Raw genomic sequence first — 24,353 nt, 5'->3', positions numbered from 1 at the left:
TCGTCCCGCCGCCGGCCGAGCCCTGATCGCTACGCCGCGTCGTCGACCAGCAGCGCCAGGATCCGCCAGTAGTTGCCGGTCGGGCTGGACAACCGCAGGTCCACCGTCCGGCCCTCGGCGCCGCCGTCGAGCGTGAACTGCTCCCAGGCGTACGACCCGGTCGGCAGTGTCGCCCGCGCCGGGACCACCACGGCGCCGTCGGCCTCGACGACGAAGCCACTCGTCGAGAAGTCCGGGTCGCCGGTCAGCAGCGACACGGTGTGCGGTCCCGGCGGCAGCGTCACCCGCAGGACACCCGGACCCCGGTTGTCCAGCACGAAGTCGCGCCGCAGGGCGTCCGGGTGCCCACGGTCGCGCGACAGCGGCGCGCCCGTCACCCAGCCGTACCCGCGGGCGGCGTCCCAGGCGTGCGACGGCGCCAGCCGGGCGTAGGACTCCAGTACCGGGCTGGTGTCCGAACCGCCGTCCAGCGCGTACACGAGCTCGGAACCGTGCGGGACGGCGTAGGTGCGGGCCGACGGCGTCCCGGCCACCACCACACCGGGCACCGTCACGGACGCCGTCAGCACGGCCTCGGCGACCGGACCGGCCACGATCCCGCCGGCCGGCGCCGTCACCGGCACCTCCAGCGTCGCCGACTCACCGGCGCCGAGAGTCGCCGTCGCGGTCCCGGCGGTCCAACCGGACGGGACGGTGACCGTCGCTGTCACGTCCGCCGCGGCCGCCGACCGGTGGTTGGTCACCGTCACCGCGGCCACCGACGACCGACCGGTGAACAGCGGCGCGCCGACCGTGACGCCGTCCGCCGACACCGCCGGCCGCACGACCACGGGCGCCGACAAGGGCACCGTGACCCGGTCGCGGCCCACGTGGGCGTACCCGGCCGACCCGGTCAGCGCGATCTCGCCGGGCGTCGCGTCGGCCGGCACCGTCACGTCCCACGAACCGGTCAAGGAAGCGCCCACCGCCAACGACGCCGCCGACGTCGGGCCGACGGCCTGCGCCTGCCAGCCGTCGGGCACGGCCAGCTCGACCGCCGGCGCCCGGACCGCAGCGGAACCGTCGTTGGTGAGCGTCGCCGTCACCCGGACCGTCTCGCCCGCCGTGACCTCGCCGCCGTCGGCCGCCAACGCGGCACTGACGCCGTCGACCAGGCCGATGACTCCCTCGAGCGCGGCCGCCGCATCGTCCAGCGGTGCCACCAGCGCCGAGGCGACCTCCGCGGGCAGACCCTGGTCACCGACCCACTGCCGGGACTGGTTGACGAAGATCAGCGCGCGGTCCAGTGACCGTGCGAAGTCCGGGTCGTCGGTCGCGGTGTCCATGGCCGCGGCCAGCTCGCCGTCGATCCGGCCGGCCGCGCTCTCCAGGTACTCGGCCTGCTCGTCCGACAGCTCGTCCGCGTGCTCCGATGCCGCCGCCGACAGCGACCGCACCGCCGCCCGGGCCGCGCGGACGCCGTCGAGCAGCGTGTGCCCGAAGTGGAACGCGTCGAGGTTGAACAGGTAGTCGTCGCCGGGGTTGTTCGTGAAGACCAGGAACAGCTCGTGGCTGCCGCCCGGATCCTCCACCGGCACCGACACCGATTCGAACGCGTACGAGTCGCCGGTCGGTTCGAGCCGGCCGCTGCCGATGACGGGGCCGTCGACGGCGTCCAGCCGCACGGACACCGTCCCGCCGGTGCCGGACGACGCGTACCGGAAGGTCAGCTGGTTCACGCCGCGCAGGTTGACCGGCTCGTAGGAGAGGTAGTCGCCGTGGCCGATCTGGCCGACCATGCGGTTCCCGGTGCCCTCCTGCGTGTCGTAGAGGATGACGTCACTGGCCGACGTCCAGTGCTCGGCCTGCTTGTGCCGCGGCTGAAGGATCGCCGAGTCGCCGCCGGTCAGCGGGGAGACGCCGTCGCCGCCGCTGTCGGTGTAGGTGGAGTCGACGATGTAGAAGATGTTGTCGATGTGGCTGTGCCCGTCGTCGACGATGGTCTGGATCTCGCCCGTGCAGCCGGTGTACTGCTCCAGCGGGTGACCGTGCTGGTCGTGCCCGAGCGCCGGCTGGGTGACGACGGCGTCGCAGTCGACACCCGCACCGCTCACGCCGTCCTCGGCGTCGTCGACGCGCACCTCGAAGGGCACCGGCTCGCCGAAGTCGAAGATCTGCCCGTCCAGCGGCTCGACCAGCTCGACCTCCGGCCGGGTGTTGCCGACGCTGACCGGCACGTTGGCCACGCCGGTGCGACCGGTCGGGTCGGTGACCACCAGCTGGGCCGTGTAGTCGCCGTTCGACGTGTAGGTGTGCGACGGATTCGCCTCGGTCGAGTCGACGGAGCCGTCGGAGTCGAAGTCCCACGCGTAGGTGATCTCGTGCTCGTCCGGGTCGCCGGAGCCCTCGCTGGAGAACTGGACGGCGAGCGGCGGCTGCCCGGTGTTCGGGTCGGCCGACGCGCGGGCGACGGGGGAGCGCTCGCCCGGCTTCGCATAGTTGATCTTGTAGATGCCGGAGTCGGTGTTCGGGTCGCCGCGGCCCGAGCCGCCGTAGTTCGAGCCCCACTCGATGACGTACATCGAGCCGTCCGGGCCGAACTGCAGGTCGATCGGGCGCAGGAACTCCACGCCGGGCATGAACGGGTTGATGATCGCCGGCTCGCCGGCCTCGTCGAGCTGGACCTCGAAGATCGCGTTGCGGGTCCACTCGGCGATGAAGACGGTGTCGTCGTAGTAGGCGGGGAACTTCGCCTCCGACGGGTTCTCGCCGTCGAAGTGGTACGTCGGGCCGCCGATGGCCAGCCGCCCGCCACTGCCCAGCTCCGGGTACTCCGGCGTGACCTCGTACTGGTACGGCAGCCAGGCCGGCTGGGCCGGCGGCAGCTGCGTCAGGCCGGTGTTGTTCGGCGAGTCGTTGACCGGGCCGCCGGCGCAGTCGTACAGCGGGCCGGACTCGCCGGTGGCGTAGTCGTGGTCGTTGTAGGCCTTGTTGGCGCCGATGCAGTGCGGCCAGCCGAAGTTGCCCGCCGTTCGCGCCTGGTTCCACTCGTCGTAGCCGCGGCTGCCGCGCTCGGGGCTGTCCACGCGGGCGTCCGGGCCGACGTCGCCCCAGTAGAGCCAGCCGGTCTCGGAGTCGACGTGGATGCGGTACGGGTTGCGCAGCCCCATGACGTAGATCTCCGGGCGCGTGCCCTCGGTGCCGGGCGCGAAGAGGTTGCCCTCGGGGATCGTGTAGGTCCCGTCGTCCTCGGGGTGGATGCGCAGGATCTTGCCGCGCAGGTCGTTGGTGTTCGCCGACGACCGCTGTGCGTCGTTGTACTCGAACCCGGGCCGCTCGTCGGTGGCGCCGTAGCCGCCGCAGCAGGGCGAGGAGTTGTCGCCCGTCGCGACGTAGAGGTTGCCGGCGGCGTCGAAGTCCATGCCGCCGCCCTCGTGCGCGTTGACCTCGCGCTGCGACGGCAGCTCGAAGATCGTCTCGCGCGACTCCGGGTCGACGGTGCCGGTCGCCTCGTCGTAGGTGAACCGCGCGATGACGGTGTTCGGTTCGTCCGCGGGGGAGTAGTACAGGTAGAGCCAGTGGTTGGTGGCGAAGTCCGGGTCCAGCACGATGCCGTGCATGCCGTGCGTGTGCTCGACCAGCACGTCGAACCGCACCGCGAGCTCCGTCCGCGCCGTCGCCGGGTCGTACACCTTGACGTCGCCGCCGCGCTGCACGAAGAAGACCCGGCCGGTGTCGTCGATGTCCATGGCCAGCGGGTCGTCGGTGTTCCCGTCGAGCTGGATCTTCTCGAAGTTGTGGTTCGACGTCGCGCCGCAGTCGCCGTCGGCCACGCCGGCCGCCCACTGGATACCGCCGAGCAGGTGCTGCAGGAACAGCGGCTCGTCGGTGAAGGCGGACGGCGCGTGCCCCATGCCGGTGTACCAGGAGCGGCCGCCGTCGAAGTTCTGGCACCAGCTGATCGGGTGGTCCGACCCCATCCGGTGCCCGGTGTAGGACTTCGAGTCGAAGCTGGCCAGCACGTGCACGTCGCCACGCGGGTTGGTGACGAAGTCGTACGGCTCCTCGGTGCGGGTCCACTCCTGCGGAAGGTGGCTGGTCGACGGGTGCACGGTGTCGTCCACCTCGACCTCGAGCTCCTGCACCGGCGGGTGGCTGAGGAAGAACGCGCCGACCAGCTCGCCGTACCACTCCCAGTCGCGCTCGGTGCCCGACGCGGAGTGGATGCCGACGTAGCCGCCGCCGGCCTGGATGTAGCGCTCGAACGCCGCGCGCTGGTCCGCGTTCAGCAGGTCGCCGGCCTGGGGAGTGGAGTTGGTGTTGTTGAAGATCACGACCTCGTACTGGGCGAGCGTCTCGTCGGTGAAGTTCGCGGGGTCGTCGGAGATCGTGACATTGAACCCGTGCTCCTCGCCGAGCGCCTCGATGGCGGCCTGACCAGCGGGGATGGAGTCGTGGTAGAAGTTCGTGACGCGCGAGAAGACCAGCGCGTCGAAGCTCTCGGCGGTGGGTTCCTCGACGGCGGACGCCAGCGCGCCGCCGGTCAGTGCCGTGGCCGCCAGGGCGGCGGCGAGTCCGATTCTCAGCATCGCTCGGCCCGCCGCTCAGAAGCGCAGATCGCGCAGGTGGCGGAAGCTGTTGCGGGCCGTGGCGAGCTCGTCGGCCGGGTTGTCGTGCTCGACGAGGAACTGCCGGACGCCGCCGCGGTGGGCGTGCTCGAACATCGCCGCGAAGTCGAGGATTCCGGAGCCGACGTCGGCGAACCCGCCGCTCGGCGCCATGTCCTTGACGTGCAGCGCCGGGAACCGGGCCGGGTGCTCGACGAAGTAGTCGCCGGCGTCGTAGCCGCCGCGGGCCGCCCAGTAGACGTCGAGCTCGTAACCGACGAGGTCCGGGTCGGTCTCCTCGAGCAGCACGTCGTAGAGCACGCGGCCGCTGTCGGTGCGGAACTCGGCGTCGTGGTTGTGGTGCAGGACCTTCAGGCCGTAGCTCGCGGCGACCTCGCCGGCCCGGTTGAAGTTCGCGGCGGCCTGGCGGATGCCGTCGAGCGTGTACAGCGAGCCGGGCAGGCTGGAAGTGACGACCCAGTGGCCGCCGAGCGTCAGGACGTCCTCGCAGGCGCCCTCGAGGTTGTTGGTGAGCCGGTCGTAGCCGACGTGCTCGAGGACGGCGTCGAGGCCCGCGTCGTCGAGCATGGTGCGGATCGCGGCGGCGCTGTGGCCGTGCCGGCCGCTGACGCCGACGGTGGCGTAGCCGATGTCGGCGAGGGCCTGGACGGTGCCGGCGAAGTCGACGGCGAGCGAGCGGCGCATCGTGTACAGGTGCATGCCGATGGCCGGACGGGGGATCAGGCGGTTACCGCTTCCGGCCGCGGCGGCGGGGAGGGCGCCGACGGCGGTCGCCGCGGTTCCGGCGGCGAGAGCGGCGGCTGCCGCCGTCGTACGGAGGAAGGAACGGCGGTCCAGCAGGCGTCGGGGCATGGGGGAGCTCCACCTTTCGTTGTTCGACGGTGAACTTCTCGCGGTGGTAAGCGCTTTCCGAATGTGATGCGTACGCTAACGGCGGGACACGGACGGAGTCAACGCCTGGATCGAATCCGGATGAATCCGTTCATCGCGGCCGTGCAGGCGACCGCGGCGGCGAGTCCGGCCAGCGGCGCGCCCGGCACGCCGGCGATCGTCAGAGCGACGCCGAGGGCGGCGGCGGGCAGCCACATGGCGGCGTGGACGGGGCGCGGCGGCCGCCGCTGCCGCCGCCGGGCCCGGGCCTCCCAGCCGAGCGGGACGACCAGCGGCGGCAGGACCGCGGCGAGGACCGTCAGCCAGGGGAGAAGGGCCTTCTCGAACCCGGTGAGCGCCAGCGCCAGCCCCGCCACGCCGAGGACCGCCGTCGCCGCCGGGTCGCGCAACCGGGTCACCGACCGCAGCGCCAGCCCGCCGGAGTGGAACGCCGTCAGGCAGGGTGCCGCGACGGCGACCACCACCAGCGCCGTGCCCAGCTCCGAGGTGCGCAGGTGACCCACCAGGTCGGCGGAGTCGCTGCGGAGGGCGATCGTCGTCCCGGCGGTGGCGGCCACGAGCGTCGGCAGCACCAGGATCGCGGCGCACGCCCACAGGTCGCCGCGCCCGCGCAGGCCCGCGGTGAAGTCCGGCGCCCGCACCGCGAACACCGCGACGTACCCGACGAAGACGGCGATGTCGGTGAGCAGCGCGCTGGTGCCGCCGTCGCCGAAGCCCAGGTCCAGCGGCTCACCGGCGGGGGCACCGTGGGTCGCGATCACGACGATCAGTGCGAGCGCCGCCGCCGTCGTGACCAGGGCGATCGCGTTCCAGCGGTGCAGCCCGCCGGCCGCGAGCACCAGCAGCGGCAGCCCCAGCACGACGACGCCGACCCACTTCGGGCTGCCGAGCAGCGAGGCGAGCGCCGACCCGCCCAGGGCCGCGTTGAACCCCAGCCAGCCGGCCATGGCCAGCGTCATGAGCACGCCGACCAGCGTGCGGTCGCCGCGCGGGAGGTACGCCTCGAGCACCGCCGCCAGCGGGCGGCCCTCGCCGCCGGGCGGGCGCAGCCCCAGCCGTCCGGGCACGAGCAGCAGCACCGTCATGGCGACGCCGCCCAGGAGCAGGGCACCGACCGGCACGGGGCCGTCGTGCCGGTCGGCGAGTCCTGCTCCGAGCACCAGCGCCGCCGGGCCGGTGCCGATGGCGAGCCACGCGCCGGCGGTGTTCCACCAGCGGCGCTCGCCCGTCATCCGTGGTGGCCGCTGGCCCCCAGCAGCACCCGGATCTCGCGCGCCAGTTCCTCGAACGTCGGACTCGACATGGTGGCACCGTAGTCGCGAACGGCCGGCAGGTCGACGTCGTAGACCCGCTCGATCCGGCCCGGCCGCGGTGTCATGACGACGACGCGCTGGCCCAGGTAGACCGCCTCCGCGATCGAGTGCGTGACCAGCACGACGGTGGTGCCGGTCTCGCGCCAGATGCGGTGCAGCTCGACGTTCATGTGCTCGCGGGTCAGCGCGTCGAGGGCGCCGAACGGCTCGTCCATGAGCAGCACCGGCGGCTCGTGCAGCAGCGCGCGGCACAGGGCGACGCGCTGCTGCATGCCGCCGGACAGCTCGTGCGGCAGGGCGGACTCGAACCCCGTCAGGCCGGTCAGCTCGATCAGCTGGTCGGCTTTGGCGGCGGCCTGGCGCTTGTCCATGTTGCGCATCTCGGCCTGCAGCAGGATGTTGGCCCGGACGCCGCGCCACTCGAGCAGCGCGGCCCGCTGGAAGGCGAAGCCGATCTCGCGCTGCGGTCCCTTGACGTCGTTGCCCAGGAGCTTCACCTGCCCGCTGCTCGGCGGCACCAGCCCGGCGACGATCTTCAGCAGCGTCGACTTCCCGCAGCCCGACGGGCCGACGATGCTCACGAACTCGCCCGCCCGCACCGACAGCGAGACGTCCGTCAACGCCGTCGTCCGCTTCCGCTTGCTGGTGAACCTGCAGGTGAGGTCGGTGATGTCGATGGTGGTGCCGGGTGTCTGCTGCGCGTTGGTGGTGGCGGCGGGTGCCGTCGGCTCGGTCGTCACGGTCTCCGGCATCTCCGTCCTCACCCGGCCTCGCTGAAGGACGACTCCCAGTAGGTGGCCGGGTTGGCCGGTTCCTCCAGGGCGCCGTTCTGCGACAGCAGGTCGATGGTCTCCTGCCACTGGTCCTCGGTGTTGGCGCCGGGCGTGCCCGCGTCGGCGAGGCTCAGCAGGCCGATGCTCTGCTCGAGCTGGGCGCGCAGCACCTCGGCCGGCGGGGTCTCGTCGGCGCCCTCCTCCATGGCGGCCGCGGCGCCGTCCGGATCCTCGGCGGCGGCCTCCCACGACCGCGCCGTCGCCCGCACGAACGCCTCGACCAGCTCGGGGTCGTCGTCGATGGTGTTCTGATGCGCGATCAGGCCCGTGCCCAGCAGGTTCATGCCCCACTCGGAGTACAGCAGCGCGTCGACGTCCTTGCCGCTGATGTCCTCGATGGTCGGGCCCTGGTCGTGGAAGAAGCCCATGATCGCGTCGGCGCGGCCCTCGACCAGGGCGGCGATCTTGCCGGCGGGGTCGACGTTGACGACCTCGACGTCGTCGGGGTCGACGCCGTTGAGCTCCAGCCAGGCGGGGAACGTCGCGTACATGGCGTCGCCCGGCGTGCCGGCCACGACCTTGCCGACGAGGTCCGTGGGCTCGCTGATGCCCTGGTCGGTGAAGAACTCGACCGACGCCGGGCCGCTCTGCAGGAAGACGCCGAGGCTCTTGACCGGCATGCCCTCGGTGATGCCGTTGAGCAGCGGCGGCGTGTCGGCCCAGCCGAAGTCGGTCTGCGACTGCGCGACCTGTTGCACCGTCGTGCCGGAGCCGCTGCCCGGCCGGATTTCTAGGTCGATGCCCTCCTCCTCGTAGATCCCCTCGGCGACGCCGTAGTAGAACGGCGCGTGCTCGCCGTAGGGGACCCAGTTGAGGGTCAGCGTCACCGCGGCGAGGTCACCGCCGTCGCCCTCGCCCGCGGCGGTGGGTTCGTCGTCGCCTCCGCAGGCGGACAGGGCGAGGAGTGCCACGGCGGAGGTGGCCAGCAGGCTGCGTCGCATGGTCGGCCCTTTCAGGACGTGGTTCACGAGGGGGTTCATGAGGTGGTTCAGGACGTGGTGAGGGGGATGCCCTGGCGGCGGCTGGCGTGCCAGGGGATGAGCAGTGCCTCCGCGGCCTCGACCAGGACGAACAGGACGACGCCGAGGGCGGACATCAGGATCAGGTCGGCGAACAGCAGCGACGAGTTGAGGTTGCCGCTGGCCAGCAGCAACACGTAGCCGAGCCCTTCGTCGGCGCCGACGAACTCGCCGACCACCGCGCCGACGACCGCCAGCGTCACGGCGACCTTGAGGCCCGACAGCAGGTGCGGCAGCGCGTTCGGGAACCGGATCTTCCGGAACGTCTTCCACCGGCTCGCGCCCATGGTCGCCGACAGGTCCAGCAGCTCCGGATCGGTCGAGCGCAGGCCGGCGACCCCGGAGACCACGATCGGGAAGAACGCGATCAGCACCGCCAGGATCACCTTCGGCATCGGCCCGAACCCGAACCAGACGACGAGGATCGGCGCGATGGCGATCTTGGGGATGACCTGCGCGAACAGGATCAGCGGGTAGAGCGCCTTCTCGAGCGTGGGGGAGTACACGATGACGACGGCGGCCAGCATGCCGATGACCGCGGCGAGCAGGAAGCCGACCACCGTCTCGTACGTCGTCACCCACGTGTGCCGGGCCAGCATCTCGCGCTCGGTGACCAGCTCGTTCGCGACGTCGCCGGGCGTGGGGACCAGGTAGGCGGGGAACACCTCGGCAGCCGTGATCGCCCACCAGCCGAAGCCCAGCAGCACCAGCAGCAGCGCGGGGCGCCAGGCGGCGGACAGGATCTGGGTGGCGCGCTGGGCGGCTCCCGTGCGGGGCGGTGCGGCGTCGTCGTCGGGCGTGGCGGAAGGAGGCGCGGCCCTGGAAATCACCTCAGGCATCGAAATACTCGTCCTCGTCGTCGGCGGCGGGGATGGCGACGACCAGCGCGCGGAGCTCGCCGATCGCCCGGTGCCGGGTGCCCGGCGGGATCAGGAACGCGCTCAGCGGCCCGGCCGGATGCGCGACGCCGTCGAGCTCGACCTGCCCCTCACCCTCGAGGACGACGTAGATCTCGGTCGCCTTCCGGTGGTAATGGCTGGTCGCGGCCTCGACGTCGAGCAGGTGGACGCTCGCCGTCCCCGGTTCCACGTCCACGAACGCCCGGCGGGTCTGCCCGCACGAACACGCCTTCGGCTCGATCTCCTCGAGCCTGGCCGTCGCGGGTGCTGCCATTCGCGCCTCCCTGGCGGAAGTACGTCGGCGGAAAACGCTTTCCTGTGTCGGCCGACGTTACCGGGGTGTTGCGGAGGCGGTCAAGAGTTCTTGCCCCTGGGGCCCGTTGATCATGGAGAAGGTCGGGTCTCCGGCGCTCCGGAGCCCGACCTTCTCCATGATCAACAAGGGTCCGCGGCGGCGGACCCTACGGGCGGGGTGGCGGTGGCGGGGGCGGAGTACCCGGCGGGACGCCGACGACCCGAAGCGGGGCGCGCTCGGGCGCCTTCTGGGGCGGCGGTGGCGGGGGCGGGGTGCCCGGAGGGACGCCGACGGCGGTGCGCTGCGGTGCGGGGGCGGGCGTGGGTGCGGCAGGCCGGGAGCGGCGGCCGCGGATCGTGTCGCGCAGCTGGCTACGCCACGACGGCGCAGACTCTTCGGCCGGCCGCTCGGCCGGTCGCGTGGGCGGCTTCTCGACCGGTTTCGCGGGCGGTTCCCCGGCCGGCTTCTCGATCGGCTTCGAGGCGGCCGGTGGGCCGGGGTCCGCGGTCCTGCTCTCGCGCGCCGACGGTGCTGCCCACCGTGGCCGCCCGCCCTTGCCGCCGGGGTCCTGCCTGCTCGCGGCGCGCTCCGGCGGAGTCGGCGCGCCGGCCCCGTTCTCGGCGACATCGGCGGACTCGTCCAGCCGCTCGACCCGAATCACCGTGAGCCGCCGCAGCGCGTCGCGGCGTGCCCACGGGACGACCTCCTGCGCATCGAGCGGCGTGGCCGGACCGCTGCCGCCTCCCGTGGCTCGGCCCGGCTCCTTCTCGTCGAGTTGCTCGAGCCGGGACGCCGTCACCCGGCGCAGCGCGTCGCGGGCCCGGACCCAGGCCGGCGCGCCGCGATCCTCGCCCTCGCGATCCGGTGTGCGGTCCGGCTGCGCTTCGGGTGGCTGCCCCTTCGTCTCCTCGATCCGCGTCGCCGTGAGCCGGCTCAGCGTGTCGCGGGCCCGGACCCAGGCCGGCGCGCCGCGATCGTCCGCGGCCGGCTCGGTGGCCGGCGCCACGACCTCCGGCGCCGGTTCGGCCGGCGTCGGCAGGCCGGTCCCGGCGCGGCTGGAGACGTCGCGGAAGGCCGTCACCTGGGCCGACTCCTCGCGCGGCTCCTCGGCGCCGGCGGCCCACAGCCGCACGAGTGCGGCCCTGGCACGAGCCGTTCCTGACTCGCGGGTCGTCGTGGTCGCTGGTTCCTTCCGGGCGGCGGGCTCGGACCGCGGTGGCTCCTCGGCGTCGCTCGGCACGCCGAGTCCGGCGCGGCTGGAGACGCCGCGGAAGGCCGTCACCTGAGCCGACTTCTCGCGCGGCTCCTCGGTGCCGGCGGTCCACAGCCGCACGAGTGCGGCCCGGGAGCGAGCCGCCCACGACGGACCCGGGTCGTCGACGGTCTCAGCGGGAGTCGCGTCGCGCGCGGCGGCCGGGGTGGGGGAGGGCTGCGGCCTCGCGGCGGCGAGGCGGCTGCGCAGATCCTGGCGGGCGGCAGCCTTCGACTCCGCGGCCTTCGGTACGGGCGGCCGGGGCTGGGTGGCCGGCGGCGGCTGGACAGCCGGTGCCGTCGTCCCCGTGGAGCCGGACGCGAGCCGCCGGTTGAGCGCGTCGCGGAGCTGAGCCCGGGAGCGGCCGGCGACGGTGATCTCGTTCTGCGCCGCCTGCGCCCGCTGCTCCGGCTTGCCCGTGCGGGCGGACCCCGGCGGGGCGGCGAAGCGGCGCCGGGTGACGGCGGACGGGCGGCTCGGCGACTGCGCCGCCACATTGCTCGACCGGGGCTGCGGCTCCGGCTGGGCCGGCACTTCCGGCTGCGCGGGCGCCTCCTCGATCGCCGCCACCGGAACCGGCGCCACCGGCTCGCGCACCGGAACCGGCGCCACCGGCGCCACCGGCTCGGCCGGAGCCAGGACCGGCGGCGCAGCCGCGTCCACAGCAGGTGCCTCGGCCCTCGGTTTCGGCGGCCGCACGGGTGCGAACCGCCGCTTGACGGCGACCCGCAGCCGGACCCGCGCGCGGTCGGCGATCGCGAGCGTCGCCAGTGCGCCCGTCACCCCGACGACCAGGGTGGCGACGGCGCGGAGCTCGGCCGGGACCCGGGCCAGTGACCACCAGCCCTCGAACGTCGCCAGCGCGGCCACGCCCGACAGTGCGGCGGCGACCACGATGCCGCCGCGGTGCGGCCGCGGCACCTCGGGCGCGGGCTGCGCCTCCCACAGGATCAGCGCGCCCATGGCGGCCAGCGCGAACCCGAGTACGCTGCCCAGTCCGCCGAGGTCGGCCATGCCCATGATGAGGCCCGCCGTCACGAGCAGGCGCGACGGCAGTCCTGCGCGGTCGCGGCGGCGCGCCGGTAGCCAGGCGATGATGCAGCCGAGACCGATCAGCAGGACCACGCCGGCGATGGCGAGGCGGGTGCTGTGGTCGGCGTCGAACATATCCGACATTCGACCATGAAGAAGGTCCGCGGCGCAGCCCGGACGCTCCGCGTCTAGTCTTCGGATGTGCTCATCTCCGCGGCCGTCTGCCCGTATCCGCCGCTGATGGTGACCGGCATCGGCCGGCCCGGCGACGTGAGGCTCGACGATGTCCGCGCGGCCTGCTGGTCCGCGTTGGACGATCTGCGCTCCGCCAGCCCGGACCTTCTCGTGGTCGTGGGGCCGGGGGAGTCGACCGCCGACGACGCCCCGCGGGCGGGCAGTTTCGCCCCGTACGGCGTCGACCTGACGGTGGGGCTCCCGGGACCGGGCGACGACGGCGCGAGCGGTACCGCGCCGCTTTCCGTCGCCGTCGGTGCCTGGCTGCTCGAGCGCGACGGCTGGGACGGCGATGTGGTGGCGGCGACGGTGGCCACGGACGCGGCCGACGGCGACTGCGTCGACCTGGGTCAGCGGCTCGCCAGCCGGGCCGACCGCGTGGCGCTGCTGGTCATGGCCGACGGGTCACCGCTGCGGGCCGACACCACCCCACAGGCCCTTCGTGCCCGCGCCCGGGCCTACGACGCCGCGTTGGCGGCGGCGCTGCGCGACGGCGATCCGCAGCGGCTGCTGGACCTCGACGCGGCGCTGGCCGCGGAGGTCGGGTCGCCGGGGCGCAAGGCGCTGCGCGTGCTGGCCGGCGCCGCCGACGACGAGCTGTTCGACGCCGAGGTGCTCTACGAGGACGCCCCGTACGGCGTCGGCTACCTGGTCGGCGTCTGGGAGCGGCACGGCTGACGGCACGACGGCCAGAGCACCCGTACCGCCCCCAGGGCGACGGCGTCAGGCCGGCTTGTCGTCCTCGCCCTTCTCGCCGTCGAGGCCGTCGATGAAGTCGCGGGCCTTGTCGTCGACGCCCTCGAGGTGCTCGCTGTACTTGCCGCCGGTCTTGTCGTCGATGAAGTCGGTGGCCTTGTCGACGCCGTCGCTGACCTTGTCGGCGTTGTCGGAAATCAGGTCGGTGACCTTGTTCTTGATCTCGTCGAAGCCCATGATCGGCACTTCCCCTCGTTGACGTGGGCCGTCGAGCCGCCCCATGCGGCCCGACCCGTACCCCCATCGTCGTTCATACCCCCAGGCAGAACGGCCCGCAACGCGTTCGGGGCATTCCGCCGTCGTGGCACACTCGGCTGGTGAGCGAGCCCGTCACCGTCGTCGCCGTCGTCGGAGCCACCGCCGCAGGCAAGAGCGACCTGGCCGTCGACGTCGCCCTGCGGCTGGGCGGCGAGGTCGTCAACGCCGACTCCATGCAGCTCTACCGGGGCATGGACATCGGGACGGCGAAGCTCACCGAGGACGAGCGCAGGGGCGTCCCGCACCACCTGCTCGACCTCTACGACGTCACCCGCCCGGCCACCGTGGCGGAGTTCCAGCAGCTCGCGCGCGACGCCATCGACGACTGCCGGGCCCGTGGCGTCACGCCGGTGCTGGTGGGCGGCAGCGCGCTCTATGTACGCGCTGTGCTCGACCGGTTCGAGTTCCCCGGCACCGACCCCGAGGTCCGGGCGCGCCTCGAGGGCGAGCTGGCCGAGGTCGGCGCCGCCGTCCTGCACAGCCGGCTGGCCGGGCGCGATCCCGCCGCCGCGGCCGCCATCCTGCCCAGCAACGGCCGCCGCGTGGTCAGGGCGCTCGAGGTCATCGAGCTGACCGGCCGCCCGTTCACCGCCACGCTGCCGCCGCGGCGGTACCGCTACGACGACGTCGTCCAGATCGGGCTCGACGTGCCGCGCGACGTCCTCGACGAGCGCATCGAGCTGCGCGTCGACCGCATGTGGGAGCAGGGCCTGGTCGACGAGGTCCGGCGGCTGGAGGCGCTGGGGCTGCGCGAGGGCCCGACGGCGAGCCGGGCGCTGGGCTACGCACAGGTGCTGGCGTTCCTGGCCGGCGACTCGACGGAGCCGGCCGCCCGCGACGAGACGGTGCTGCTCACGCGGCGTTTCGCCCGCCGTCAGCACGCCTGGTTCGGCAAGGACGACCGCATCGGCTGGATCCCGTTCGACGCCGATGACCGGTTGGAGCGCGCTCTGACCTACCATCGTCGGTCGTGAACGGCATCTCCTTCGTCAAGGGTCACGGCACCCAGAACGACTTCGTGCTGCTGCCGGACGCCGACGGCGCCCTGGCCGAGCGGCTCGACGAGAAGGCGGTGCGGCGCCTGGCGGACCGGTACTCCGGCATCGGCGCCGACGGCGTCATCCGCGTCACGCGCACCGAGACCTCCGAAGAGGTCCGCAAGCAGGCCGACGAGGGCGAGTGGTTCATGGACTACCGCAACGCCGACGGCTCCATCGCCGAGATGTGCGGCAACGGCGTGCGCGTCATGGCCCGCTACCTGTGGGAGAACGGCCTGGTCGATGGGCCGGTGCTGACGCTGGCCACGCGCGGCGGCGTCCGGACGGTGCACGCCGAGCCGGACGGCCGGCTGACCGTCGAGATGGGCCGGGCCAAGCCGGCCGCCACCCGCCAGCTGGCGTTCGTCGCCACCGGCGGACGCACCTGGGAGGCGGTCCCCGTGCGGGTGCCCAACCCGCACGCCGTCGTGTTCGTCGACGACCTCGACGAGGCCGGCGCGCTCACGTCGGCGCCCGACCTGCGCCCGGCAGCGGTCTTCCCGGACTCCGCGAACGTCGAGTTCGTCGCCGCGCGGGGGCACAAGCACATCGCGCTGCGGGTGTGGGAGCGCGGCGTCGGCGAGACCCGCTCCTGCGGCACCGGCGTCTGCGCCGCGGCGTGGGCGGCCATGCGGCGCGACGGGGCCGGCGCCGGTGCGCGCTACACCGTCGACGTGCCCGGCGGCCAGCTCGTCGTCACCGAGCGTCCGGACGGGGAGCTGCTGCTCACCGGGCCGGCTGTGCTGGGGATTCGCGGAACGGTCGATCTCTGAAACGTGTTGTGACCTAGATCACAGCATCCTGGGAAACCCCGAGGACGTCTCCTTCAGTAGAAGGAGCACGACGTCAGACTCGCGATCGATGCGCACCAGGCGCGAGCGGGCCTAACGTGGTGTATGTGGCCGGCGACGAGGCCGGCCGCGCGCCTGACGGGAGGCGGTGCCATGGGTGCTACGGAGAAGCAGCGACGCGAGGCCGTGCTGCTGGAAGTGGCCCGCCGAGCCCAGGAGAAGTCCACGGGCAAGGCCGAGCGGCGGGCCGCCACACTGCGGGCGGCGGCGAAATTACGGTGGGCGGCGTCCACCGGGTCGAGCTATGGTCGCTCCTGAAGACGTCGTTCGGCGAAAGCAGGAGAATTGAGCAATAGTCCAGGCCACGCATACAACCCCTATGACGACTCCGCCGAGGCGCCGGAGGCCGAGGAGTTCGACCTCCTCGAGGACCTCGACGGCGACACCACCGGGGACTACGACCTGGACGAGCGCCACGCGCTGCGTCGTGTGGCGGGCCTGTCGACCGAGCTCGAGGACGTCACCGAGGTCGAGTACCGGCGGCTGCGACTCGAGCGGGTCGTGCTCGTCGCGGTCTGGCCCGGCGGGTCCTTCACCGATGCCGAGAACTCCCTCTCCGAGCTGGCGGCGCTGGCCGAGACGGCCGGTTCGCAGGTGCTCGAGGGGCTCGTGCAGCGTCGTCAGCACCCCGACAACGCCACCTACATCGGCTCCGGCAAGGTCCAGGAGCTTCGCGAGGTCGTGCACGCGCACGGCGCCGACACCGTCATCGTCGACGGCGAGCTGACGGCGTCGCAGCTGCGCAACCTGGAGGACAAGGTCGACGTCAAGGTCGTCGACCGCACCATGCTGATCCTCGACATCTTCGCCCAGCACGCGAAGAGCCGCGAGGGCAAGGCGCAGGTCGAGCTGGCCCAGCTCGAGTACCTCTCCCAGCGGCTGCGCGGCTGGGGCGCGAGCCTCTCCCGGCAGGCCGGTGGCCGGGCCGGCGGCGCCGGGGGCGGCGTCGGCACCCGTGGTCCCGGTGAGACGAAGCTCGAGACCGACCGCCGGCGCATCCGCACCCGGGTCACCAAGCTGCGCCGCGAGCTCGCCGACATGCGCGTCGCCCGCGACACCAAGCGGGCCGACCGCCGCCGGCACGCGGTGCCCGCCGTCTCCATCGTCGGCTACACCAACGCCGGCAAGTCGTCGCTGCTCAACCGCCTCACCGGCGCGGGCGTGCTGGTCGAGGACGCGTTGTTCGCCACCCTCGACCCCACCGTCCGCAAGGCGCAGACGCAAGAGGGCCGCGTCTACACGCTGGCCGACACGGTCGGGTTCGTCCGGCACCTGCCGCACGAGCTGGTCGAGTCGTTCCGTTCCACGCTCGAGGAGGCCGGCGACGCCGACCTCCTCGTCCACGTGGTCGACGGCTCGCACCCCGACCCCGAGGGGCAGCTGACGGCGGTCCGTGGCGTCCTCGCCGACATCGGCGCGGGCGGGGTCCGCGAGGTCGTCGCCGTCAACAAGTCCGACGCGGCCGACCCCATGGTCGTCGCCCGGCTGCTGCGCAACGAGCCGCACGCGGTCGCCGTCTCGGCCCGCACCGGGGCCGGCCTCGATACGCTGCGCGCGCTCATCGAGAGCGAGCTGCCGCAGCCGCCGGTCGAGGTCGACGCGCTGGTGCCGTACGACCACGGCGAGCTGGTGGCGCGGGTGCACACCGTCGGCGAGGTGCTGTCGGTCGACCACGAGGCCGAGGGCACCCGCGTGCGGGCCCGCGTGCCCGAGGCGCTGGCCGCGGCGCTCGAGCCGTACGCCGTCGCCGCCCGCTGAGCCCGTCGCCCGTCAGTCCTCGAAGCGCACGGTGATGAAGCGCGGGCGGTAGATGGTGACGTCCTCGTAGTGGTCGGTGTTGACGAACGTGTTCACGTTGTACGAGACGACCAGCCCGCCGTCGCGGTCGAGGTGCGGGTGGGCGTGGGCGTTGTACGTGAACACGTTCGCGTCGCCGTAGCTGCCGCCCGCGCCGGTCTCCGGCGTGGTGTACAGCACCGTCTTGTCGGTGAACGGCCCGTACGGGGTGCACGAGGCGTAGGCGACGATCTCGGCGCTCAGCGGGACGGTCGTGTCGTGGGTGACCAGCAGGTACCGGCCGTCGTGCCATGACACGCTGTACTCGTTGCCCACGCCCGGCATGACCCGCACGGAGTCCGCCTCGTTCGCCGACCAGCCGGTGGCGGTGCGGTACTGCCAGGCGCCGAGCAGGCTGGTGCCGAACACCCGGGCGACGTGCAGGTACTTCTCCGAGCCGAGGTCCTCGACGCCGTAGACGTAGGTGAACGCGCCGGCGCGGCGGATCGCCGACGCCCACGAGATGCCGGCGCCGGACGGCAGCGGGTGCACGCTGAGCGGTTCGTCCGGGTCCGCCGGCGAGAACCGGGCCAGGACGTTGCGGTTCCAGCGCCAGTCCCAGGCGCCGGGGCCGAACCGCTCGTACTCCTGGTACGTGCCCTCGATGACGCCGAGGCTCGCGTGCGCGTCGCCGGCCCAGAACCAGTGCGAGTCGTCGGCGGGCGGCAGCAGCGGCTCGGGGTCGTCGGCGCTGCCCCGGTAGACGGTGCTCAGCTCGTCGCCGTCCTGGACGACGAAGGAGTTGTTGATGAACGGGGTGTCGCCGCCCTCGTCGGTGACCGGGGAGCGCCCGCCGTCGGCGTCGACCCGGCCGAGGAAGGTGTCGGAGAAGACCCAGAAGACGCGGCCGTCGGGCAGCGGGACGGAGTAGGTGCCGTCGGCTCCGGTCCAGTCGTCCAGCGCGGTGTTGTCGTTGCCGTACGTGGTGAACGTGCTGGTCAGCTCGGCGTCGGGGGTGGCGCTGAGGAGTCCGGGCACCTCGGCGCACGGCACCTGGGCGGCGGTCGCGGTGGCGGCGCCGCCGAGGGTGAGGACGAGGGCACTGGACATGACAACGGGGTAACGGGAACGAAATGCCATGTCAGTGTTCTAGTCATTAGATGACTTTCTGTCCAGATGTCACCCAGTTGTCGTGTCTGTCCAGATGTCAGTCCTGCTGGACCCGGCCGCCCAGGTGGGTGGCGAGGAACCGCTCGGCCGCGGCGTAGAACCGCTCGCGGTTCTCGGGCTTGGCCAGGCCGTGACCCTCGTCCTCGAACAGCAGGTACTCGTGGTCGAGGCCCTTCTCCTCGAGCGCGGCGACGATCTGCTCGGCCTCGGCGACTTTGACGCGAGGGTCGTTCTTGCCCTGCGCGACCAGCACCGGGATGGCGATCTGGTCGACCTTCGACAGCGGCGAGCGGTCCCAGAGCATGTCTCGCTCGGTCTCGGGGTTGCCGACGCGGGTGTGCATGATGGCGATCTGCGGCTTCCAGTACTCCGGGACCGACGCCAGCAGCGTGAGCAGGTTGGACGGGCCGACCATGTCGACGGCGCAGCGGAACACGTCGGGCGTGAAGGCGGCGCCGGCCAGCGCGGCGTAGCCGCCGTACGAACCGCCGTAGATGCCGACCCGGTCGCGGTCGATGAGGCCCTGGCCGACCAGGTGGTCGACGGCGTCGAGGAGGTCGGTGTGCATGGCCCGGCCCCACTGCTTGTTGCCGGCGTTGCCGAAGGCCTTGCCGTAGCCGGTGGAGCCGCGGAAGTTCACCTGGACGCACACGTAGCCGCGGTTGGCGAACCACTGCGCCTCGGGGTTGTAGCCCCAGGTGTCGCGGTGCCAGGGCCCGCCATGCACGTTGAGCACCGCCGGCAGAGCGGTGCGGTCGACGCCGCGCGGGTAGGTGAGGTAGCCGTGGACGGTGAGGCCGTCGCGGGCGGTGTAGGTGAACGGCTCCATCTCGGCCAGCTCGTACTCGTCGAGCTCGGGCCGGTGCGAGAACAGGAACGTCAGCGCGCCGGAGTCGCGGTCGTAGGTGTGGAAGCGCACCGGGCCGTCGGACAGCTGGTCGTGGATCAGCCAGGTGCGGTCGTCGCGGACCGCGCGGGAGATGCCGACCTCGCCGCGCAGCCGGCCGAGCAGGCTGTCGACCTCGGCGCCGAACTCGGGGTCGAGGTACGTCCAGGTCTTGCGGTCCTTGAGGAACGTGACGGCCTGCGGCTCCAGCGTCTCGGGGTGCTGGGCGATGCCGCCGGCGTCGTACTCGGCGTCCTCGGCGAGGACGGTCTGCTCGCCCGTGGCGAGGTCGACGCGGAGCACCCGGGCGGCGTTGACCCCCACGCTGGACAGCAGGTAGGCGACCGAGCCGTCGCGGCTGTAGCCGGCGACGCCCGTGGTCAGGATGTCGTCGGGGCCGATCTCGAACCAGGGCTCGTCGGTGCCGTCGTCGCCCCGGCGGTAGACGACGGCGCCGCCCTCCTCGGTCATGGCCATGCCGCCGCGGACGCGCAGGTCGGAGTCGACCATCCAGCCGGCATAGCCGGGGTTGGCGGCGATCTTCGTCAGCTCGCGGGTGCCGAGGTCGAGGGAGTAGACGTCGTGCAGCTCGGGGTTGTCGGCGTTGAGGCCGATGAGCATGGACGTGGGGTGCCAGCGGTTGTGCTCGAGGATGTACGCCGTGACCTTGTTCTGCGGCGTGGCCAGCGTGGCCTCGCCGGTCTCGAGGTCGAGCGCGTAGAGCCGCCAGTCCTCGTCGCCGTCGGTGTCCTGCAGGTACACCAGCGTGCGGTCGTCGTGGCAGAACATGAACGTGCGGATGCCGCGGTCGCGGTCGTGCGTGACCGGGCGGGCGGCGGCGGGGTCGTCGGCGGGACCGACCCACACGTTGAGCACGCCCTCGTCGGGAGCGACGAAGCCGAGCCGGGAACCGTCGGGCGACAGCGTGGGGGCTGCCCGCTCGGGGTTGCCGAACAGGACGTCACGGGGGATCAGCGGCACCGCGTCATACGTCATTCAGGCATTCCATCATGGCCCTCGGACAGGGTCGAGACAGGCCGGAGGCCGGCCTGTGGACAACCGCTTTCCGGGGTGGCGGGTCGGGTAATGTCGGGCCGGTGAAAGAGGGCGATGTGACGGTCGAGAAGCTCTTGACGGCGGCCGTCGGTGCCGTCGGTGGCGCCGAACGCCCTGGTCAGGTCGAGATGGCCGAGGCGGTCGGCGAGGCCGTCACCGAGGGCAAGCACCTGCTGGTCCAGGCCGGCACCGGCACGGGCAAGTCGCTGGCCTACCTCGTGCCGTCGCTGCTGCACGCCGACGCCTCCGACGGCCCGGTCATCGTCGCGACGGCGACCCTCGCGCTGCAGGCGCAGCTCGTCGACCGCGACCTGCCGGCGCTGGCCAAGGCGGCCGAGCCGCTGCTGGGCCGGCTGCCCAAGTGGGCCACCCTCAAGGGGCGGGCCAATTACGCGTGCCTGCACCGCGTCCGCGACGGCGCCCCCGACGACCAGGGCGAGCTGGTCCCCGTCGAGGAGCTGTCGGCCGGCAAGCTCGGTGCCGAGGTGCTGCGCGCCCGCGAGTGGGCCGAGGAGCAGGCGGCGTCCGCCGGCACCGGCGACCGCGACAAGCTCGAGCCGGGCGTCAGCGACCGCGCGTGGGCGCAGGTGTCGGTGTCGTCGCGCGAGTGCCTGGGCGCCACCCGCTGCCCCTACGGCAGCGAGTGCTTCGCCGAGGTGGCCCGGGCCCGCTCCGACGGCGCCGACGTCGTCGTCACCAACCATGCGCTGCTCGCCATCGACGCGCTCGAGGGACTGCCGGTGCTGCCCGACCACGACGTCGTGGTGGTCGACGAGGCGCACGAGCTGGCCGCCCGGGTCACCAGCGTGGCCACGGCCGACCTGTGGCCGGGCGTCATCGACCGCGCGGCGGTCCGCTCGCGGGTGCACGTCGACGACGGCGATGCCGAGGAGCTGCGGGCGGCGGGCGAGCACCTGCGCCAGGCGCTGCTCGACGCGCCGGTGGGCCGGCTCGACGCCGTGCCCGAACGCCTGCTGACGGCGCTGGTCGAGCTGCGCGACGCCGCGCGCGCCGTGCAGTCCGGGTTCACGAAGTCCGCGCGCGAGGAGCGTGCCGCCGACGTCGAGGCATCCCGGCGGGCGGCCAAGACCATGGTCGACGACGTGTTCGGCACGGCCGAGCGGCTGGTGGCGAACACCGAGCACGACGTCCTGTGGGTCGAGGACCGCGAGCGGGTCGGCCGGTCTCTGCGGGTGGCGCCGCTGTCGGTCGCGGGGCTGCTGCGCGAGCGGCTGTTCGGCCAGAACACCGTCGTGGCGACGTCGGCGACGCTCGAGCTGGGCGGCTCGTTCGACGCCGCGGCGGGCGCGTTCGGGCTGCAGGGCGAGGGCGCTCCGGCGTGGACGTCGCTCGACGTCGGGTCGCCGTTCGACTACGGCAAGCAGGGCATCCTGTACGTCGCCCGCGACCTCCCGCTGCCCGGACGCGACGGCCTGCGCCCCGAGGTGGTCGACATGCTGGTCGAGCTGATGGCGGCGGCCGGCGGGCGCACGCTGGGGCTGTTCTCGTCGCGGCGGGCGGCCCAGGAGGCGGCCGAGGCGGTGCGCAAGCGGCTGCCCGACATCCCGCTGCTGTGCCAGGGCGACGACGTGGTGGCGACGCTGCTGCGCACGTTCGCGGCCGACGAGAAGACCTCGCTGTTCGGGACGCTGTCGCTCTGGCAGGGTGTCGATGTGCCGGGCGGGGCCTGCCAGCTGGTGGTCATCGACCGCATCCCGTTCCCGCGGCCCGACGAGCCGCTGGCGTCGGCGCGGCAGCGGGCGGTCGAGAAGGCGGGCGGCAACGGCTTCATGTCCGTTGCCGCCACGCATGCCGCGCTGCTGCTGGCGCAGGGTGCCGGGCGGCTGATCCGCAGGTCGAGCGACCGTGGCGTGGTGGCCGTGCTCGACCCGCGGCTGGTGACCGCCCGGTACGGCAGCTACCTGCGGGCGTCGCTGCCGCCGATGTGGTTCACCACCGACCAGTCCGTGGTGGTGGGAGCGCTCCGGCGGCTCGCGACGTCGGCCTAGCTCAGATACGCCGCATGACGGCGACGACGCGGCCGAGGATGGTGGCGTCGTCGCCGGGGATGGGCTCGTAGTCGGCGTTGTGCGGCAGCAGCCAGATGTGGCCGTCGCGCTTCTTGAACGTCTTGACCGTCGCCTCGCCGTCGATCATGGCCGCGACGATCTCTCCGTTCTCGGCCACCGGCTGCTGCCGGACGACCACCCAGTCGCCGTCGCAGATGGCGGCGTCGACCATGGACTCGCCGACGACGCGCAGCATGAACAGCGTGCCCTCGCCGACGAGCTCGCGGGGGAGCGGGAAGACGTCCTCGACCGCCTGCTCGGCCAGCACCGGTCCACCGGCGGCGATGCGCCCGACCATGGGCACGTACGACGGTGTCGGCAGGCTGCTCTCCTCGTCGAGCAGGGCCTCGCGGGTGAAGTCGCCGGGCGCGGTGCCGGGCGGCAGCACCTCGAGCGCGCGCGGGCGGTGCGGGTCGCGGCGGATGTAGCCCTTGTTCTCGAGCACGCCGAGCTGGTGGGCGACGCTGGACGGGCTGGACAGGCCGGCGGCCTGGCCGATCTCGCGCATGCTGGGCGGGTATCCACGACGGCCGACCGACTCGCGGATGACCTCGAGCACCTTGCGCTGCCGCACCGTGAGGTCGGCCGGGTGCTGATGCGTCTCCGGGAAGTTGTGCACCGAGGCGACGGCTGCCTCGCCGCGCTCCTCGTCGTCGTTGTTGGCCACCACGCCACCTCCGGTAGATATTCCGTTCGGTGCGACGGCGCTTCGCAGCATCCGTTCGAAAACGCGTCGCACGGTCGAATGATGGCCTCACAGTAGCCCGAATGCACGACACGATCAAACATCTGTTCGAACGTGTCTCGACTTTGTCAGTGGCACCGTGTACAACTTTTCGTACAGTCGTTCTATCGAACGGTTGTGCGACATGGACCGGAGGCTGACATGGCGACGACGACCTACATCCCGCCGTTCGAGACCCGCACGCGCGTGGTCATCGAGCCCGAGCGCACCGACGAGCTGCCGCGCCGGCACGTGGCCCGGCGGCGCCCCTCGGGCCTCCCCGCTCCGGTCGCGTGCGCGGGCTCGGCCGAGCCCACGCTGCACGGCGCCCGGCTCACCCGGCGCGGGCGTGTCGTGGTCGCGTTCGCCTGGCTGCTGCTCCTCGTGGCCGGCGTGCTGGCGTTCGTCCGGCCCTGGGAGGGTGGCGAGGGCGCGGGCGCCGGCTCGGCGGTCGTCACCACGGTCGAGGTGCGGGGCGGCGACACGCTCTGGGAACTCGCCACCGACGTCGCGCCCACCGCAGACCCGCGCGAGACGGTCGCCGCCATCATGGAGCTGAACGGCCTCTCGTCCGCCGGCGACATCCAGCCGGGCGATCTGCTGAAGCTTCCTGCTTCTCGCTGACGTTCACCTGGCGCTCGGTTGTCGGCGGGCACTGCCTCCGTGCTGCGTTGATGATCGGTGCCTAGTTCTGCGGGGATGTTTGCTGAGTTGGTCGGGCCCCTGCTGTTCTTCATTGTCGAGGGCGCGGCGGCGCGCCTCAAGTCTGCGCGCGTGGGGGTTGGGTCGCCGCTGTGGTGGGGGCGCTGGACTTGACCCGCGCCGACGCGCCCTCGCCTTTCACAGCACCAGGGCCCCCTCCCCGGAATGGACCCGGCCCTCAGACCCGCCGTGCTCCTGTTCCGCTGGCCGCTGGCGGTTCCGCTGGGGGTGTTCGGCAGGTGGTTCTGCTGGGGTGGGGTCGCGCCGGCCGCTGGCGGTGGTGGTGACGCCCGGCAAACCGGCTCACGCCTCGGAATCCGGCGCTTGCGGCCTGGATTCCGCTGCCAACCGCCGGTTTCCGAGGCGTCCGCCGGTTTCCGAGGCGTCGCGCCGCCCTGATTCCATGATCATCAACCTTTTGGGCTGCTCTGGCGACACCAAAGGTTGATGATCATCGGCTGGGTGCTCGAGATGATCACGTTCGGCACGAGTTCTCGTGTCGTACTAGGCCTGTAGGCGTGTTGAGGGTCGGGTAATCGTGGTGATGGCCCGCCAGGCGGCCTGGTAAGCGGTTGCCTGGCGGCGTCACGAGGTGTTCTCCTGCTTCACGAGGTCTGCAGGCCTGGTGGAGCAGGGAATTGGGTGCTGTACGTGGTCATTTCGAGGCCGGCGCGGCCGCCACCCACGGCGGGA

Annotated in this window: 18 protein-coding genes; 6 read left to right on the top strand and 12 right to left on the bottom strand. The window is 72.7% G+C overall.

Features of this window, described 5'->3' with window-relative positions; genetic code table 11:
* Positions 1-29 precede the first annotated feature (29 nt).
* The 8 genes from HD601_RS21690 to HD601_RS21655 form a co-directional block, all read right to left on the bottom strand.
* The gene (locus HD601_RS21690; protein ID WP_184825369.1) at positions 30-4,568 is read right to left on the bottom strand and encodes a ThuA domain-containing protein; all 4,539 of its coding nucleotides are present in this window, start codon (positions 4,566-4,568) and stop codon (positions 30-32) included.
* Positions 4,569-4,583: 15 nt separating this feature from the next.
* Positions 4,584-5,459: a sugar phosphate isomerase/epimerase family protein gene (locus HD601_RS21685; protein WP_184825367.1), complete on the bottom strand. Its 876-nt coding sequence runs from the start codon at positions 5,457-5,459 to the stop codon at positions 4,584-4,586.
* Between the two features lie 98 nt (positions 5,460-5,557).
* Positions 5,558-6,730 carry a purine-cytosine permease family protein gene (locus HD601_RS21680; protein ID WP_184825365.1) on the bottom strand — a complete coding sequence of 391 codons (1,173 nt, stop codon included), beginning with the start codon at positions 6,728-6,730 and terminating at the stop codon, positions 5,558-5,560.
* Complete coding sequence (locus HD601_RS21675; protein ID WP_184825363.1) at positions 6,727-7,563, bottom strand: ABC transporter ATP-binding protein; 837 nt, start codon at positions 7,561-7,563, stop codon at positions 6,727-6,729. The genes HD601_RS21680 and HD601_RS21675 overlap by 4 nt, the downstream gene beginning before the upstream one ends.
* An 8-nt stretch (positions 7,564-7,571) precedes the next feature.
* Positions 7,572-8,585 (bottom strand): ABC transporter substrate-binding protein, encoded by a 1,014-nt coding sequence (locus tag HD601_RS21670; RefSeq protein WP_184825361.1) that lies wholly within the window; start codon positions 8,583-8,585, stop codon positions 7,572-7,574.
* 47 nt (positions 8,586-8,632) lie between these two features.
* The gene (locus tag HD601_RS21665) at positions 8,633-9,502 is read right to left on the bottom strand and encodes an ABC transporter permease (protein ID WP_184825359.1); all 870 of its coding nucleotides are present in this window, start codon (positions 9,500-9,502) and stop codon (positions 8,633-8,635) included.
* Entirely contained in the window at positions 9,495-9,836 is a 342-nt protein-coding gene (locus HD601_RS21660; protein ID WP_184825357.1) for a cupin domain-containing protein, read from the bottom strand. The genes HD601_RS21665 and HD601_RS21660 overlap by 8 nt, the downstream gene beginning before the upstream one ends.
* A 187-nt stretch (positions 9,837-10,023) precedes the next feature.
* Positions 10,024-12,276, bottom strand: coding sequence for a hypothetical protein (locus HD601_RS21655; protein WP_184825355.1), 2,253 nt, complete (start codon positions 12,274-12,276; stop codon positions 10,024-10,026).
* Positions 12,277-12,342: 66 nt separating this feature from the next.
* Between HD601_RS21655 and HD601_RS21650 the strand changes: the two genes are divergently transcribed.
* Positions 12,343-13,053: a class III extradiol ring-cleavage dioxygenase family protein gene (locus HD601_RS21650; RefSeq protein WP_184825353.1), complete on the top strand. Its 711-nt coding sequence runs from the start codon at positions 12,343-12,345 to the stop codon at positions 13,051-13,053.
* 45 nt (positions 13,054-13,098) lie between these two features.
* Here the strand turns inward: HD601_RS21650 and HD601_RS21645 are convergent, their stop codons facing one another.
* The gene (locus tag HD601_RS21645; protein ID WP_184825351.1) at positions 13,099-13,308 is read right to left on the bottom strand and encodes an antitoxin; all 210 of its coding nucleotides are present in this window, start codon (positions 13,306-13,308) and stop codon (positions 13,099-13,101) included.
* A 137-nt stretch (positions 13,309-13,445) separates the two neighbouring features.
* Between HD601_RS21645 and miaA the strand changes: the two genes are divergently transcribed.
* The 3 genes from miaA (at position 13,446) to hflX (ending at position 17,035) form a co-directional block, all read left to right on the top strand.
* The gene (miaA, locus tag HD601_RS21640; RefSeq protein ID WP_281386921.1) at positions 13,446-14,363 is read left to right on the top strand and encodes a tRNA (adenosine(37)-N6)-dimethylallyltransferase MiaA; all 918 of its coding nucleotides are present in this window, start codon (positions 13,446-13,448) and stop codon (positions 14,361-14,363) included.
* Positions 14,360-15,199, top strand: a complete 840-nt coding sequence (gene dapF, locus HD601_RS21635; protein WP_184825349.1) for a diaminopimelate epimerase — start codon at positions 14,360-14,362, stop codon at positions 15,197-15,199. The genes miaA and dapF overlap by 4 nt, the downstream gene beginning before the upstream one ends.
* A 363-nt stretch (positions 15,200-15,562) precedes the next feature.
* Positions 15,563-17,035, top strand: coding sequence for a GTPase HflX (gene hflX / locus HD601_RS21630; RefSeq protein ID WP_184825348.1), 1,473 nt, complete (start codon positions 15,563-15,565; stop codon positions 17,033-17,035).
* 12 nt (positions 17,036-17,047) lie between these two features.
* On the opposite strand, the gene HD601_RS21625 is transcribed toward hflX, so the two are convergent.
* Positions 17,048-18,163: a glycoside hydrolase family 183 protein gene (locus HD601_RS21625; protein WP_221441191.1), complete on the bottom strand. Its 1,116-nt coding sequence runs from the start codon at positions 18,161-18,163 to the stop codon at positions 17,048-17,050.
* Positions 18,164-18,260: 97 nt separating this feature from the next.
* Positions 18,261-20,105 (bottom strand): S9 family peptidase, encoded by a 1,845-nt coding sequence (locus HD601_RS21620; RefSeq protein WP_184825346.1) that lies wholly within the window; start codon positions 20,103-20,105, stop codon positions 18,261-18,263.
* Positions 20,106-20,206: 101 nt separating this feature from the next.
* Between HD601_RS21620 and HD601_RS21615 the strand changes: the two genes are divergently transcribed.
* Positions 20,207-22,174, top strand: coding sequence for an ATP-dependent DNA helicase (locus tag HD601_RS21615; RefSeq protein ID WP_343076437.1), 1,968 nt, complete (start codon positions 20,207-20,209; stop codon positions 22,172-22,174).
* Position 22,175: 1 nt separating this feature from the next.
* Here HD601_RS21615 and lexA read toward each other — a convergent pair whose 3' ends face one another.
* Entirely contained in the window at positions 22,176-22,904 is a 729-nt protein-coding gene (gene lexA, locus HD601_RS21610) for a transcriptional repressor LexA (protein WP_425503426.1), read from the bottom strand.
* A gap of 216 nt (positions 22,905-23,120) precedes the next feature.
* Here lexA and HD601_RS21605 point away from each other — a divergent pair, with 216 nt between their 5' ends.
* On the top strand, positions 23,121-23,582 hold the full coding sequence (locus HD601_RS21605; protein ID WP_184825342.1) for a LysM peptidoglycan-binding domain-containing protein: 462 nt from the start codon (positions 23,121-23,123) through the stop codon (positions 23,580-23,582).
* Positions 23,583-24,353 lie beyond the last annotated feature (771 nt).

The sequence above is a fragment of the Jiangella mangrovi genome (assembly GCF_014204975.1).
Lineage (GTDB): Bacteria > Actinomycetota > Actinomycetes > Jiangellales > Jiangellaceae > Jiangella > Jiangella mangrovi.
This window is presented reverse-complemented; position numbering and strand designations above follow the sequence as displayed.